A 15,963-nucleotide genomic window follows, 5' to 3' on the forward strand; every position below is an offset into this window, starting at 1 on the left:
CCTCAGCCGCGACCCACCCGATGCCCGCGCACCGCGAAGAACAGGATGTACAGGTAGCACGGCACCATCAGCAGCAGGAACACCAGCTGGAAGTCATGCGCCTGCTTCAGCCCGGCGAACAGCCGCGGAACGATCGCGCCACCCACGATCCCCATCACCAGCAACGCAGAACCGAGTTCGGTATGGCGGCCCAGGCCCTTGATCGCCAGCGGGAAGATCGCCGGCCACATCATCGCGTTGGCGAAGCCCAGCGCGGCCACGAAGCCCACCGACACGTAGCCTTCGGTGAAATACGCGCCCAGCACCAGCAGCACGCCGAGCACGGCCGACCATTTCAGGTAATCCTGCTGGGACACGTATTTCGGGATGGCGATCAGACCGACCACGTAGCCAAGCAACATCGCGCCCAGGGTGAACGAGGTCAGGAACTTGGTCTGATCCAGCGGCAGCCCGAACGCCGTGCCGTAGGTACCGATCGCATCGCCCGCCATCACCTCGGCACCGACGTAAGTGAAGATGCACAGCGCGCCCAGCCACAGGTGCGGGAAGCGGAAGATGCTGCTGTCGTTACCCGCGGCATCGTCTGCGCCGGTCGTCGCGTTCGCGGTCTTCGGGTCGATTGCCGGCAGCGGCGAGAACAGCACGCCGACCGCCAGCAGCGCCAGCAGGCCAGCCATCGCCAGGTAGGGCGCGTGGATCTTCGCGGCGAATGCATCGAGCAACTGCTCCTTCGTCGCGGGATCCGCGGCCGCGACCTGCGCCGACAGGTCGCCGATGCCGTCCATCACCAGCATGCCGATGGCGATGGGTGCCAGGATGCCGGCGATCTTGTTGCAGATGCCCATCACCGCGATGCGCTGCGCCGCGCTTTCGATCGGGCCGAGGATGCTGATGTACGGGTTCGATGCGGTCTGCAGCAGCGCCAGCCCGCCGCCGATCACGAACAACCCGCCGAGCGCGCCCGGATACCAGCGCTGCGTGCAGAACTCGCCGAACAGCGCCGCGCCGACCGCCATCACGAACAGGCCCAGCGCCAGGCCCTTCTTCATGCCGGTGCGCTTGAGGATCCACGACGACGGGATCGCCAGGAAGAAGTACGACAGGAAGAACGCGGTCAGGATCAAGAAGGCGTTGACCTCGTCCAGCTCGAACGCCAGCTGGGCGAAGGTGATCAGCGGCCCGTTGAGCCAGGTGACGAAGCCGAAGATGAAGAACAGCGCGCCGATGATCGCGATCGAGCCGACTTGGCCACGCGCGGTGATGGACGAAGGCGCGGCGGACGTAAGCGTGGACATGCGGTTTCCCTCCCAGGAATGGCGAGTCGTCCGATGCCTTGCAGACGACGATCTGGCCTGGATTGACGCATACGACAGCTTTGCGTGCAACGTTGTCGGTATTTGACCTGTCCTCGATTTCGAACATCGCAATAACCGCAGAAAACATGGATGTATGGCAGTCAGTGGCACGTCAAATCGATGTTGCGAAGCAGCATAAATCGATCATTTCACGCCTGAATGGGGCTTTCTGGAATTATTTTTTGACAGGTTCTTGACAACGTTGTCTAACGCGCCGCACATTCGCTTCGCCGCACTGGCATGGGGATGTTGGAATGGGCGATACGGCAAGCATCGGGGAGAGGCGGAGGTGGTCGCACTGCGGCCGCAGGCGTCATTCGCTTCGTCGCCGGCCGTGCCTGCCTCGCGTTTCGTGGCTGCCGACGTGGGCGGCACCAATGCCCGCATCGCCCTGGTCGAATCCGACGGCGAGCGCATCGAGATCCTCGACTACCGCCGCTATCCCTGCGGCCAGTACCCCAGCCTGACCGCGATCCTGTCCGACTTCACCGGCCGCCAGCTGGACGCCGGCCAGCCGCGCACTGCGTTCGAGCGCATGGCGATCGCGAGCGCAGGCGTGGTGCTGGATGGCGAAGTCATCAATTCCAACCTGCCGTGGCGGATCTCGCTGCAGGACCTGCGCGACACCCTGGACCTGCGCGAGCTGCACGTCATCAACGATTTCGCCGCCGCGGCGCACGGCACCCAGCGCCTGGATCCGGCGGATTCGCGGCTGCTGACCCCCGGCGTGACCTTGGCCGAAGCCGGTCCGGCGCTGGTGGTCGGTCCGGGCACCGGACTGGGCGCGGCGGTGTGCATCCCGCATCGGCACGGCACTGTGGTGCTGCCGACCGAAGCGGGCATGACCGCATTCGCGCCGGGCACCGATCGCGAGGTCGAGATCCTGCGCTGGATGCAGCGCCATGGCAGCCGCCATGTGTCGACCGAACAGCTGGTCTCCGGCCCCGGCCTGGTGAACCTCTACCAGGCCCTGTGCGAACTGGAATGCACGCGCCCGCTGCTGCGCGCACCGGCGGCGATCAGCGAAGCCGCACGCGTCGGCGACCCGACCTCGCTGGAGGCGGTGCGCACGTTCTGCGCGCTGCTCGGCAGCGTGATCGGCGACCTCGCCGTGGTCAGCGGCGCGCGCGTGGTCCACGTCGCCGGCGGCATCGTCCCGCAGCTCGTGGACTTCATCCCGCACAGCGACTTCCACGCGCGTCTGGTCGACAAGGGCGCGATGCGCGCCGTGCTCGAACGGGTACCGGTGCGACTGATCGAAAACGAACGACTCGGCGCGCTCGGCGCGGCGAGCTGGTACCTGCAGCAAGAGCAAGACCGCATCGAGCAAGACCCGATCAAACAAGACATGGCCACGCACGGACAGGCCAGCGCGTACTGACGAACCAGCCAAGGGTCCCGGAACCGGACTCTAAGCCACTTACTGCCCCGGGAGAGGAAACAATGAAAGTCCGCAAGAATGTTTTGACGATGAGCATCGTCGCCGCGCTTGGCGTCTGCGGCACGGCCGTGGCGCAGGACAGGCCAGCCACCCAGGAGGCCGCCACCGACCTCGACAAGGTGGTCGTGACCGGCATCCGCGGCAGCTTGCAGCAGGCGCTGGAAGCCAAGCGCGAAGCCAATGCCATCGTCGATGCGATCACCGCGGAGGACGTCGGCAAGTTCCCGTCCACCAACGTGGCCGAGGCGATGACCATCATCCCCGGCGTGACCATCGACAAGGCCTTCGGCCAGGGCGAGAAGGTCAGCATCCTGGGTACCGACCCGGCGTTGAACCGCACCCTGCTCAACGGCCAGACCATCGCGTCAGCCGACTGGTTCATTTCCGACCAGCCGGGTCGCACCTTCAACTACTCGTTGCTGGCGCCGCAGATCGTCGGCAAGGTCGAAGTGTTCAAGTCGCCGGAAGCGCGCATCGACGAGGGCTCGATCGGCGGCACCGTGATCGTGACCACCCGCAAGCCGCTGGACCTGGAGGCGAACACCATCTCCGGCCAGGTCAGCTACCTGTGGAACGACCGCGTGCAGAAGGGCGACCCGCAGGCATCGCTGATGTACAGCTGGAAGAACAGCGCCAGCACCTTCGGCCTGCTGCTGTCCGCGCAGAAGTCCACCGAGAACATCCGCCGCGACGGCATCGAATCCTACGGTTCGGTCAGCGCACTCGATTACCGCGATGGCCAGGGCGGCGGCGGTTCGGTCAACAACCGCCCGATGGACTGGTCGATCGGCCAGCCGAAGCCGCAGGTATGCGTGGGTGCATGCGAATCCACCCTGCAGAACAACCTCACCGCGCGTGGTCCGAACTCGCTGAGCGCGCACTACTTCGAGCAGGAGCGCAAGCGCGACACCGTCTCGCTGGGCCTGCAGGCGAAGCCCACCGAGAACTTCGAGATCGAGCTCAACGCGCTCAAGGTCAAGGCCGGCTACGACAACATGAGCCACTCCATGTTCGCCTTCATGGGCAACGCCTGGAACGGCCTTATGAACCTGACCGACGTCACCATCACCGACGGCGTCATCACCAAGGGCACCTTCGACAATGCGCTGGTGGTCTACGACCTGATCAACCGCAAGGCCACTGTCGATACCAATGCCTATGACCTCAAGGCCAAGTGGTATGGCGAAGGCTGGTTCGCTGCGGTCGAGGCGGGCACCAGCAAGGCCACCGGCGGTACCGGCCAGCAGGTGTTCGGCGAGTTCCTCAACTGGTCCGACTACACCTACGACATCAGCGGTGCCCCCGGTGATCCGGGCAGCGTGACCTTCCATGGCAGCAACCCGTTCCTGGATCCGGCCGCGTTCCAGATGGACGGTGGCTGGGGTGCCGACCCGAACAGCGCAGCCACCTGGAACCCGGGTTGGGGCGGCAACATCGTGTTCAAGCCCACCGCCGACAAGGAGCGCTACCTCCAGTTCGATTTCGGCATGGAATTCGATGCGCCGATCTACCAGCTGCGCTTCGGCTACAAGCAGCGCGAGCACCAGACGTCGCAGGTGATGGGCGGCGTGTCGCTGGCCGCGGTGGCCGGTTACGGCAATTCGACCGCTGCGCAGTTCGACCCGCGCCCGCTGCCGGGCAACTACCTGAGCGGCTTCAACAACGTCGGCAACCTCGACAAGCGCTTCACCATCGATGGCTGGGCGCTGGCCGACCACATCCTCAGCGGCGACTGGCTGGCACCGTGGCAGACCATGCCGGTGCCCAGCACCTTCAACGATCCGTCGTTCGCGGCGAACACCTTCACCATCGATGAAGACATCAAGGCGGCCTATGTGCAGGCCGACTTCGAAGTGGGCAAGCTGCGCGGCAACGTCGGCGTGCGCTACGTGCAGACCGAATCCGAAAGCGGCAGCTGGGCCTGCACCACCAATGTCAGCGTGTGCCCGGCGACGGGGTATGCGTGGGCCACCACCAAGAAGAAGTACAACGACGTCCTGCCCAACATCAACCTGGCCTACGAGCTCAACGACGACGTGGTGTTGCGTGCATCGGCGGCGAAAGTGATCGCGCGCCCGAACTACGGCGACATGTCCACCTACCTGTGGCTGGGCGATCAGACCCTGACCGGCGGCGGTGGCAATCCCGACCTGAATCCTTACGAGTCCACCAATCTCGACTTCTCGGCGGAGTGGTATCTCTCCAAGAACTCGATCCTGGCCGGCTCGGTGTTCTACAAGGACATCGGCAGCTACATCCTGGTCACCACCCGCCCGGAGACGCACTTCAACCAGGCCCAGCAGTCCGACACCGTGTACCAGGTCGCACGCCCGTTCAATGCCGGCTCGGCCAAGGTCAAGGGCATCTCCCTGGCCTACCAGCAGAGCTTCGACAACGGCTTCGGCGTGATCACCAACTACACCTACGCGAACGGCGAGTCCGACACCGGCGCACCGCTGCCGTACAACTCGAAGGGCCAGCTCAACGTCAGCCCGTTCTTCGAGAACGAGCGCTGGACCGCGCGCCTCACCTACTCGTACCGCTCCAAGTACTTCACCAACATCGATCGCGGCGACGCGCTCTGGACCCGCGAGTACACCTCCCTCGACGCCACCCTCGGCTTCAAGATCAACGACCACCTGACCGTGAGCCTGGATGGCATGAACCTGCTGGACGAGGTCTACCACAGCTACGCGACCGACGAAGTGTTGACCCGCGGTGCCTACCGCACCGGTCGTCGCTACATGGCGACCCTGCGCTTCCAGTTCTGAACTCCCAGTGTGTGACCCTCTGGGCCCGGCGTTGTCCGGGCCCTTTTTTTCCCAGCCGCCGCGAGAGAGGATCCCGACGATGCCGACACCCGCCCGTTCGTTGACGCGCAATGCACTCGTGGCCGCGATGACGGCCTGCCTGCTGGTACCGCTGGCGGCCTGCAGCACATTGCCGGCGTCGTCCCTCACGACATCGGCGTCCGACCTTTTGCCTACCGCCGACGCCGGCACGCTGATCCCGGCACCGGCGTCGCTGCAGGCGCGCGAGGGCTGGTTCCGGCTCGATGCGCGCACCGTGCTGCACGCACGCGGCGAGGCCGCCACTCGCGTCGCACGTCGCTTCGCCGCCGATGTGCAGGCGAGCAACGGCATTGCCCTGGCGGTGGTGGAAGGCGAGGCGAATGGCGGGATCGATTTCGCCATCGATCCGGCATTCCAGTCGGCGTCGAAGGAAGCGTATTCGCTGGATATCGCGGCCGGCGGCGTGACCGTGCGTGCGGCGGATCAACGCGGGCTCGCCCATGGCGCGACTACGCTGTGGCAACTGGCGGCCTCGTTGCGCGCCGAAGCACTGGCCTTGCCGGCAGTGCGCATCGAGGATGCGCCGCGCTTCGGATGGCGCGGTTTGATGCTGGATTCGGCGCGGCACTTCCAGTCGGTCGAGCAGATCAAGCAACTCATCGACGTGATGGCGTTGCACAAGCTCAACACCCTGCACTGGCACCTGACCGACGACCAGGGCTGGCGCATCGAGATCCCGAAGTACCCGCGCTTGATGTCGGTGGGTGCCTGCCGCATCCCCGCAGGCGAGGCCGGCACCGATCCGGCCACCGGCAAGACGCGTCCGTATTGCGGTTACTACACGCAGGCGCAGATCCGCGACATCGTGGCGCATGCGACCGCGCGCAACATCGACGTGGTCCCGGAATTCGACATGCCCGGCCATGTGCAGTCGGTGGTCGCCGCATATCCGCAGTACGGCTCGCTGGGCAACACACCGCCGGTGTCCAACGAATGGGGCGTGCACCAGTACCTGTTCAACGTCGACGAACCCACGTTCGCCTTCATCGAGGACGTGCTGGATGAAATCGTCGCGTTGTTCCCCTCGCAATACATCCACATCGGCGGCGACGAAGCGGTCAAGGACCAGTGGAAAGCGTCGCCGGGCGTGCAGAAGCGAATGCGTGAGCTCGGCATCAAGGACGAGACCGCCTTGCAGAGCTGGTTCATCAAGCGCCTGCAGAAGCACCTGCATGCCAAGGGCCGGCGCCTGCTGGGCTGGGACGAGATCCTGGATGGCGGTCTGCCGGCGGAAGCGACGGTGATGTCGTGGCGCGGCATCGAGGGCGGGATCACCGCGGCCAACCAGGGCCACGACGTGGTGATGGCGCCCTGGGACAAGCTGTATCTGGATTACCTGCAGACCGATTCGCCGAACGAACCGCCGGGTCGGCCGACCCAGGTCACCCTGCGTGGCGTCTACGATTTCGAGCCGGTGCCGGAGGTGCTGGATGCGGAGCGCCGCAAGCACATCCTGGGCCTGCAGGCGAACGTCTGGACCGAGCACATGCGCACCTGGGAGCGCGTGCAGCACGCGATCTTCCCGCGCATCGCCGCACTCGCGGAGACCGGCTGGACGCCGAAGCAGGACAAGGACTACGCCGGCTTCCTCGCGCGCATGCCCGCGCAGTTGCAGCGCTATCGCGCGCTGGGCGTCGACTACGCGACCACGCCGTTCGAGGTGCTCGCCGATGCCAACGACAACCGTGCCGCCGGCACCGCCCAGGTCACCCTGCGCAACCCGCTGGGTTACGACGTGCGCTACACCGTCGACGGCAGCACGCCGGACACGTTGTCGCCGCTGTACGCCGGGCCGATCGCCACCCGCTTGCCCGTCACCATCCGCGCCGCGGCGTTCTCCGGCATCAATCTGCTGGAGGGTGCGAGCACGCATGCCTTCAGCGCCGCCAGCCTGCTCACCCGCACCGACGAGCAACTGGCGACCTGCCCCGACACCGGCCGCCTGCTGTTGCGGCTGGAAGACGATGGCCCGGTCGATGGCGAACGCGCGATCTTCAACGCGACGATCTTCTATCCGTGCTGGCTGTGGACGAATGCCGACCTGTCCGGCATCGCCGCGGTGAAGGTGCGGCTGGGGCGCATGCCCTACTACTTCCAGCTCGCGCACGATGAACCGGCGCGCAAGTTCATGCCGGCGCAGACCGCGCATGGCGAACTGCTGGTGCAGGCCGGTGGCTGCAAGGGCGACGTGGTGGCACGCCAGCCGCTGCCGGCGAAAACCGGTGCCGACGGATTCCTCGAGGTCACCACCGCGTTGCCGATGGGGCTCGATCGCAGCGACCTGTGCTTCACCACCACCGGCGACACCCGCCCGGCGATGTGGGTACTGGATCGCGCGACGCTGGTGCCGGCCACGCCCTGACCCGCGCGTCATTCGCGGGCGGCACGGCGGCCGCCCGCGCAAGCGGCCATCGGCTGCGGTAGGCTTGGCGTTCGACGCCTGCATCGGGGGGATGCCATGAGCGGGTCGGAACTGCAGGTGATGGTGGTGGAGGATCACGGCTTCCAGCGCCGTATCGCGCTGCGCCTGTTGTCCGAGCTTGGCATCGAGCGTGTGCTCGAGGGCGCTGACGGCCTGCATGCGCTGGAAGTGCTGCGCAAGCAGCCGACGCCGCCGGACGTGGTGCTGGTGGACCTGGACATGCCGGGCATGGACGGCATCGAATGCATCGGCCACATCGCCCAGGAGCGCCTGGCACGCGCGGTGGTTGTGGTCAGCGCGCTGGATCCGGCATTGCTCAATACCGTGCAGACCATGGCCCGCGCCTACGGCCTGCGCGTGCTCGGCAGCGTGGAGAAGCCGCTGACCCGCGACAAACTGGAAGCCACCCTCAACCGCTTCGAGGACAGCGCCGGCGAAGAGCAGGACGACGGCGAGGCCGACTTCAGCCTGCAGGCCTTGGCCGATGCGCTGGAGCGTGGCGAGATCGTGCCGTGGTTCCAGCCGCAGGTGGAATTCGGCAACGGCAAGGTGATCGGGGTGGAGGCGCTGGCGCGCTGGGAGCGCCCGGATGGCAGCCTGGTGCGGCCGAACCTGTTCGTGCCGATGCTGGAGCGCGAGGGCCTGGCCAACAAGCTCACCGACCGCATGCTGGACGCCGCCTGCCAGTGGAAGCAGCGTTGGGACCATGGCGGCCACCGCCTCAAATTGTCGGTCAATGTGTCCGCGGCCTCGCTGGCGGATCCGTCGGCCGCCGATCGCTACCAGGCGATCGTGGAAGGTTATGGGGTGGAACCCGAGGACGTGATCCTGGAGATCACCGAGAGCTCGGTGATGTCGGATGCCGCGCGCGGGCTGGGCCTGCTGGCGCGCTTGCGGTTGAAGGGCTTCGGCCTGTCGATCGACGACTTCGGCACCGGCTATTCCTCGCTGGCGCAGCTGTCGCAGATCCCGTTCACCGAACTCAAGATCGACAAGGACTTCGTGTTCGGCGCGCACGCGCAGCCGCGCAAGCGTGCCGTGGTCGAGGCCAGCCTGGACCTGGCGCGCAAGCTCGGCCTGACCGCGGTCGCGGAAGGCGTGGAGAGCATGGAAGACTGGCAGATGCTGGCCGAACTGGGCTGCGACATCGCCCAGGGCTACCTGATCGGTCGGCCGGTGCCGGGCAGCGAACTGCAGGCCGCGATCTCGCGCTGGCGCAGGCCCGCGCACTGAGCATGCGCGTCCGGCCGCTGCGCGCCCCCGGACGGGATCGGCTGCATGCGGTTTGACCCGTCGCGCCTCGGCCTTCGCCACCAGTTGCTGGGCCTGTTCGGCCTGTTCCTGGTGACCGGCGCGCTGGTGCTGGCGCTGGACGAAGTCGGCCAGCACTACGCCCAGCGTTCGATGATGGCGATGAAGGACGATGTGCTGGCTGGCATGGGCCGCATCCGCCGACTCGTCGATACGTATTCGCAGGACGTGGTCGACACCACGTTCCGCACCCGCAACCACCTGGTCGACTGGAAACAGGGGCAGGCAGTGGTGGCCGAGGCCCGCGCCAGCGCCGCGCGCGAATGGCATGCGCTGCAGGCGATGCCGCTGGAAGGCGAGGACAAGGCGCTGCTGGAGCAGGCCTTGCAGGCGCGGGTGCGCGCCGACCAGGCCGCCGATACCCTGCAGCGGATCCTGCAGGCCCGGGACATCCGCGCGCTCGGCCAGTTCGCCGACCGCGAGCTGTATCCCGCGGTGGATCCGCTGATCGAACGGCTGGAGCGGATCGACCAGCGCGGGCAACTGCGCGCCGAGGCGCTGGTGCAGGCGGAGCTGACCCGTGGTGAGCGGGTTGGGCACATCCGCATCGCCTTGTCGCTGCTGTGCTTCCTGCTGGTCGCGCTGTTCGGCCGGCGGATCCTGCGCAACGGCTATCGCGGGGTGGAAAGCCTCACCGAGCTGACCCGGCGGATGGCCCAGCACGACTACACCGCGCAGCCGCATTACACGCCCAACGGCGAGCTGGGCGAGGTGATGGACAGCTTCCTGCGCATGCGTGCCCATGTGCAGCGGGTCGAGACCCAGCTCAAGGACCAGCTGATCAGCAACGACCGCGTGCGTGGCGCGCTGGAGCGGCGCGAGCATTTCCAGCGACTGCTGCTGGAGGCCGCACCGACCGCGATCTTCGCGGTGGACGAAGACGGCGTGTTCTCGCAGGTGAACCCGTTCGGCGAGCAGTTGCTGGGCTGGCCGCCGGGGTCGCTGCTGGGCCGCGAGTCGATGGACGCGATCCTCGACCCGGAGGCGTTGCAGTCGCTGGCGCGTTCGCTGAGCGAGGCATACGGCCAGCGCATCGCGCCCGACTGGACTGCGCTGCGTGCGCTGGCCCAGCACCGCGAACCGCCGCGCGAATTCGTCCTGCGTCATCAACGCGGGCGCACCTTGCCGGTGCTGCTGGCGCTGTCGGCGATGCGCGACGACACCGGCGCGATGGTCGGCCTGCTCGCGGTGGCGACCGACCTCACCACGCTCAAGCGGCTGGAGCGCGCGCTGCGCGACAGCGAGACGCGTGCGCGCGACGCCAACCAGGCCAAGAGCGCGTTCCTGGCGGCGATGAGCCACGAGATCCGCACGCCGATGATCGGCGTCACCGGGATGATCGAGGTGCTGTCGCACACCGAACTCGACATCGAGCAGCGCCGCTCGCTCAACGTGATCCAGGCCTCGGCCGAGGCGCTGCTGCGGATCATCGGCGACATCCTGGATTTCTCGAAGATCGAGGCCGGGCGGATGGAGATCGAGCCGGTGCCGACCTCGCTGCCCGACCTGCTGCGCAGTGTGGTTGCGAACTACGCCGGTTCGGCCTCAAGCAAGGGCTTGGCGCTGGCCTGCCAGGTCGATCCGCGGATCGCACCGGCGCATTACGCGGACCCGCTGCGGATCCGCCAGGTGATCGGCAATTTCCTGTCCAACGCGATCAAGTTCACCGAACACGGCGGGGTGACCGTGGCGGTGGAGCCGGGCCGGCACGATCCCGGCGATGGCGCACTGGGCAGCGATGCGTTGGTACTCCGGGTCACCGACACCGGCATCGGCATCAGCGAGCAGGCGCAGGCGCGGCTGTTCCAGCCGTTCTCTCAGGCCGAGGTCGATACCACCCGCCGCTTCGGCGGCACCGGCCTGGGCCTGGCGATCAGCCGCCGCCTCGGCGAATTGATGGGCGGCAGCGTGGACATGGAATCCGTGCCGGGCGCGGGCACCACGATGCGCCTGTTGCTGACCCTGCAGCGCGCGCCGCCGGAGGAGTTGCCGGACCTGCTGTTGCCCGGCAAGCAGGTCGCCGGTTTCACTCCGCGCCGCCTGCCCACGGTCAGCGAGGCGGAAGCCGAGCGCAGCCTGATCCTGCTGGTCGACGACCATGCTACCAACCGCCAGGTGATCCAGCGCCAGCTCGCCCTGGCCGGGTATGCGTCGGAGTCCGCGGAGGACGGCATCGAGGGTCTGGAACGATGGCGCAGCGGCCGCTATGCACTGCTGCTGAGCGACGTGCACATGCCGCGCATGGATGGGTACCAGCTGGCGCGCGCGATCCGCGAGGAAGGGGCCCGCCGCGGGCTGCCGCCGACCCCGATCGTGGCACTGACCGCATCGGCGCTGAAAGGCGAGGCCGAGCGTTGCCTGGCCGCGGGCATGGACGACTACCTTGCCAAGCCGGTCGGCATCGCCACCCTCGGTGCCTGCCTGCAGCGCTGGTTGCCGCATACCGCCGGCAGCGGGACGATGGGGGCGGATCAGGGCGCGCGCATCCAGAGCGCCAACAACCGCCAGGCGGTGGCGACCGAAGCCGGCCTGCCGCAGCTGGAGGGTCCGCCGACCTTGCAGGTGTCGGTGCTGGAAGACCTCATCGGCGGCAATGTCGGCGAGGCGCGTGCGCTGCTGGAGGATTTCCTCGGCAGCACCGATGAAGACCTGGCGGTGCTGGAACAATTGCGGCTGGCCGGCGACCTGCATGGCATGACCCGCCAGGCGCACAAGGTGAAAGGCGCAGCGCGGCTGGTCGGCGCGCTGGAGCTGGCCGAGGCCGCCGCCGCGCTGGAAGGCGCGGGACGCGGTGGCGACTGGGCCAGCGTGCTGCCGCTGGCGGTCGACGTGCACACCGCCGCCGCGCGCCTGCGGCTGGATGTGGCGCAGCGCTATCCGGTCTGAACGCGGCGCATGCAGGGGCCATCCGCCGCGTGTACGCTGGGCTCATCCCGCAACGGAGCAGCGCGATGAAGACATGGCTGGTGGCCTGTTCGAAGGGTGGCGTCGGCAAGACCACGATCGCCACCCAGCTGGTGGCGAATGCCGCCTTGTCCGGCTTGCGCACGGTGCTGGTGGATGCCGACCCGCAGGGCTCGGCCACGCGCTGGTGCGAGCGCCGCGCCGGCATGGCCAGCGCCGTGCTACCGCTCGACGGCACCCGCAAGGCCTGGCGCAAGCGCGTGCCTGAGGACACCCAGAGGATCATCCTGGATGCCCCGGCGGGATCCATGGCCGACAACCTGGGAGAGGTGCTGGAGATCGCCGACGCGGTGGTCGTGCCGGTGCAGCCGTCCGCACTCGACATCGAGGCCAGCGTGCGCTTCCTGGAATCGCTGGGCCGGCATCCGCGCGTGCGCAAGGGCAAGCTGCGGGTCGGGCTGGTCGGCAATCGCCTGAAGCCGAATACCAATGCCAGCCAGCAGGCGATGGACGTGCTCCGCGCCTGGCCGTTCCCGCTGGTCGCGCAGCTGCGCGACAGCCAGGCCTATGTGGTCCTCACGGGCCTGGGCAAGAGCCTGTTCGACTATCACTCGGCGCAGGTGCGCGATCACCAGGCCGACTGGCAACCGCTGCTCAAGTGGCTGCAGAAAGACTGATGCCCTCGCGGGCGACCAAGGAGTGTCCATGCGTCAACTGATCCTGCTGCGCCATGCCCATGCCGAATCCGCCACGTCCGGCCAGGATGACCTGCAGCGCCCGCTGTCCGCGACCGGGCAGGCGGAAGCGCGCGCGGCCGGCGACTGGCTGCGCGAACACGGGCTGCAGCCCGATCGCGTGCTGTGCTCGAACGCCACCCGTACCCGCGAGACGCTGGCGGCACTCGCCGACATCGGTGATGCCGAAGTGCACGAGGACGCATCGATCTACGAGGCCAGCCCCGGCACCCTGGCCGCCCTGGCGGATGCCAACCGCGACGCCGAACGGCTATTGCTGGTCGGTCACAACCCCGGCCTGGAGCAGCTGGCGGCGCTGATGCACAGCGGCCAGACCGGCGATTACCGCGGCATGCCGCCGGGCGGCATCGCGGTGCTGACGCTGCCGGCCGACGTCAACATCGAACCCGGCATCGCCACCTTGTCGGCGTTCTGGTGGCCATGACCGGATGATCCACCGCGGCATGCGGCAGTTGCTGGCGGGCGCGTGCGCGCTGCTGCTGGCCGGCTGCGCCACCCTTTCCGACCAGCAGCGCGACGAAGCGGCCGGCATCGCCCGCGCCGCGCGCAGCACCCAGGTCGATTGCATGCGCGCGGATGCCTGCGCGCTGGCCTCGCCGTTGCGCGTGCTCGGCCAGCAGGCCATCGCCGATTCCACGCCGGCCGCGCCGCGCCATGTCGCACTGATCCTGGATGACGCGCCGGACGCCCTGCTGGTGCGCATCCACCTGATCCGCAGCGCGCAGCGCAGCATTGACCTGCAGACCTACATCTTCGACGAGGACGACTCGGCGCAACTGGTGCTCGACGAGCTGCAGGCCGCGGCCTTCCGCGGGTCAAGGTACGCGTGCTGATCGACCAGCTGGCCGCGCTGCGGCAGGTGGACAGCCTGGCCGGACTGGCGGCGGTGCATGCCAACTTCGAGCTGCGCGTCTACAACCCGGTGCTCGACCGTGCGCGGTTGCCGCTGCCGATGTACACCGTGGCCGCCGCCTGCTGCTGGCGCAAGCTCAACAGCCGCATGCACAACAAGCTGCTGCTGATCGATGGCGAGGTCGGCATCACCGGTGGGCGCAATTACCAGGACGACTATTACGACTGGGGTGCCGGCTACAACTTCCGCGACCGCGACCTGCTGATCGCCGGCCCGGTCGGTACCGAGATGGCCGCCAATTTCGAGGCGTTCTGGTCGTCCCGGCGCAGCGTGCCCGCCGAGCAACTGGGCGATGTCGCCCGCCTGCTGCACGCGCAGGGCGCGCCACCGCCACCGCACGCGCCCTACCGCAAGCCGGAACGCGTCCGCGCCCTGCTGGCGATGGTCGATGACGAGGCCGCGATCCGCGCGCGCTTCGTCGAGCCGGCGATGTCGGTGCGGGGCGTGCAGTTCATCGCCGACCTGCCGGTGAAGCACTGGCAGGACCGGCCCGCCGCCGCCGAAGCCGCCGCCGAAGCCGCCAGCATCGGCCTGCGCACGCTGATCGCCGGCGCGCAGGACGACGTGCTGCTGCAGACGCCCTACCTGGTGCTGTCCAAGCCCGCGCAGCACCTGTTCCGCGAATTGCACCGCCAGGAGGACGCGCCGCGCGTGCGCATCTCCACGAACAGTCTTGCTTCGACCGACGCCTTCATCGCCTACGCGATCTCGCACAAGTACAAGCGCCGCTACTTGCGCGACTTCGGTTTCGAGATCCACGAGTTCAAGCCGTTCCCGGCCGACGCGCCGTTCGAGCCGGGCGCGCTTGGCGCCGACCTGCCGATGCTGGACGAAGCCGCACCCGCCACGCCCGCTACCGCGCCGCGGCGACCAACCCTGCGCGAGCGGAGGCTGGCCGAGCGTGGCCTGCGCCGGGACCCGGACAGCGAAGCCGGGCGCTTCCGCGCGCTGGGTTCCGGCGGCATGCCGGTGCGGCTGAAGCAGGCCGGCATGCGCATGGGCCTGCATGCCAAGTCGATGGTGGTGGATGGCAAGGTCGGCGTGGTCGGCACCCACAACTTCGACCCGCGCGGCGATACCTACAACACCGAGAGCGCGGTGGTGATCGAGGATGCGGCCTTTGCCGCGCGCCTGGCCGCCAGCATCCAGCGCGACATGGCACCGGGCAACGCCTGGACGATCGGTCGCCGCGATTCCTCACCGATCCTGCCCGGGGTCGAGTACACCCTGGCGCGGATCTCCGAGCGCATGCCGATCTTCGACCTGTGGCCGATCAAGTACGCCACCAGCTACGAATTCGTCCCCGGCCCGGATTGCCCCACGCCGCCGTCGCCGTTCGATCCCGCCTTCCGCGCTTGCCACACCCCGGTCGGCAACTCGCCGGAGGTCGACATCGGCCTGAAGTGGCTGGGCGTGCGCGTGTTCACCGCGTTCGGCTCGGGGTTGTCGCCGATCCTGTGAACCCGCGGCGCGATCCCGTTCGCTTGGCCGGCATCGCGACGTGCTCGCGTCGGATTGACGCGCTGCGGCGCGCGCCCTAGTCTGCCGGTCTCTTTACGCGCGCCGGATGCCGCCATGTCGATCACCCTGAACTTCGAGCTCAATGACCGCGACCTCGCCCATTTCCAGGAAGCGGCGGAACGCTCCCGCAAGGCCGCCGAGGGCAAGTCCGAGCAGGAGATCGTCGATTGCGCGGTGGGCCTGCTGGCCGATGCACAGAAAGTGCACATCCCCGACTTCATCAAGGATCGCCTGCTGCGCCTGGACGACATGATCGCGATGGTGCGCGATACCGGCTGGGCGCTCCCGGAAGACGACAAGCAGCGCGTGCTGACCGCGCTGATGTATTTCTGCGATCCGCAGGACGTGATCCCGGATCATGTCGAGGTGCTGGGCTTCCTCGACGACGCGGTGATGATCGAACTGTCGGTGCGCGAGCTGAAGCACGAGCTGGACGCCTACGACGACTTCTGCGACTACCGTGCGAACGAAGCGAACCGTCGCGGCGTG

The 15,963-nt window shown here is 67.8% G+C and carries 10 protein-coding genes; 9 read left to right on the plus strand and 1 reads right to left on the minus strand.

Going from position 1 to position 15,963, the window contains the following annotated elements; all coding sequences use genetic code 11:
• Positions 1 to 2: 2 nt before the first annotated feature.
• Positions 3 to 1,295 (minus strand): sugar MFS transporter, encoded by a 1,293-nt coding sequence (locus tag H9L16_RS05695; RefSeq protein WP_187553577.1) that lies wholly within the window; start codon positions 1,293 to 1,295, stop codon positions 3 to 5.
• Between the two features lie 349 nt (positions 1,296 to 1,644).
• Here H9L16_RS05695 and H9L16_RS05700 point away from each other — a divergent pair, with 349 nt between their 5' ends.
• From H9L16_RS05700 to H9L16_RS05735, 9 genes are all read left to right on the plus strand, one after another.
• Positions 1,645 to 2,736: a glucokinase gene (locus H9L16_RS05700; protein WP_187553578.1), complete on the plus strand. Its 1,092-nt coding sequence runs from the start codon at positions 1,645 to 1,647 to the stop codon at positions 2,734 to 2,736.
• An 89-nt stretch (positions 2,737 to 2,825) separates the two neighbouring features.
• Positions 2,826 to 5,567, plus strand: coding sequence for a TonB-dependent receptor (locus H9L16_RS05705; RefSeq protein ID WP_229796557.1), 2,742 nt, complete (start codon positions 2,826 to 2,828; stop codon positions 5,565 to 5,567).
• 79 nt (positions 5,568 to 5,646) lie between these two features.
• The gene (locus tag H9L16_RS05710) at positions 5,647 to 8,010 is read left to right on the plus strand and encodes a beta-N-acetylhexosaminidase (RefSeq protein WP_187553580.1); all 2,364 of its coding nucleotides are present in this window, start codon (positions 5,647 to 5,649) and stop codon (positions 8,008 to 8,010) included.
• Positions 8,011 to 8,106: 96 nt separating this feature from the next.
• Positions 8,107 to 9,303: an EAL domain-containing response regulator gene (locus H9L16_RS05715; protein ID WP_187553581.1), complete on the plus strand. Its 1,197-nt coding sequence runs from the start codon at positions 8,107 to 8,109 to the stop codon at positions 9,301 to 9,303.
• Between the two features lie 45 nt (positions 9,304 to 9,348).
• On the plus strand, positions 9,349 to 12,267 hold the full coding sequence (locus tag H9L16_RS05720; protein ID WP_187553582.1) for an ATP-binding protein: 2,919 nt from the start codon (positions 9,349 to 9,351) through the stop codon (positions 12,265 to 12,267).
• Between the two features lie 65 nt (positions 12,268 to 12,332).
• Positions 12,333 to 12,962, plus strand: coding sequence for a ParA family protein (locus H9L16_RS05725; protein ID WP_187553583.1), 630 nt, complete (start codon positions 12,333 to 12,335; stop codon positions 12,960 to 12,962).
• 28 nt (positions 12,963 to 12,990) lie between these two features.
• On the plus strand, positions 12,991 to 13,464 hold the full coding sequence (locus H9L16_RS05730) for a SixA phosphatase family protein (protein ID WP_187553584.1): 474 nt from the start codon (positions 12,991 to 12,993) through the stop codon (positions 13,462 to 13,464).
• A 4-nt stretch (positions 13,465 to 13,468) separates the two neighbouring features.
• A complete protein-coding gene (locus tag H9L16_RS16135) occupies positions 13,469 to 13,873 on the plus strand; it encodes a phospholipase D-like domain-containing protein (RefSeq protein ID WP_233449415.1) in 405 nt (134 codons plus the stop codon).
• Positions 13,867 to 15,414, plus strand: a complete 1,548-nt coding sequence (locus H9L16_RS05735; RefSeq protein WP_233449416.1) for a phospholipase D-like domain-containing protein — start codon at positions 13,867 to 13,869, stop codon at positions 15,412 to 15,414. The genes H9L16_RS16135 and H9L16_RS05735 overlap by 7 nt, the downstream gene beginning before the upstream one ends.
• The last annotated feature ends 549 nt before the right edge of the window (positions 15,415 to 15,963 follow it).

Origin of the sequence: Thermomonas carbonis (genome assembly GCF_014396975.1) — a bacterium.
Classification (GTDB): Bacteria; Pseudomonadota; Gammaproteobacteria; order Xanthomonadales; family Xanthomonadaceae; genus Thermomonas; species Thermomonas carbonis.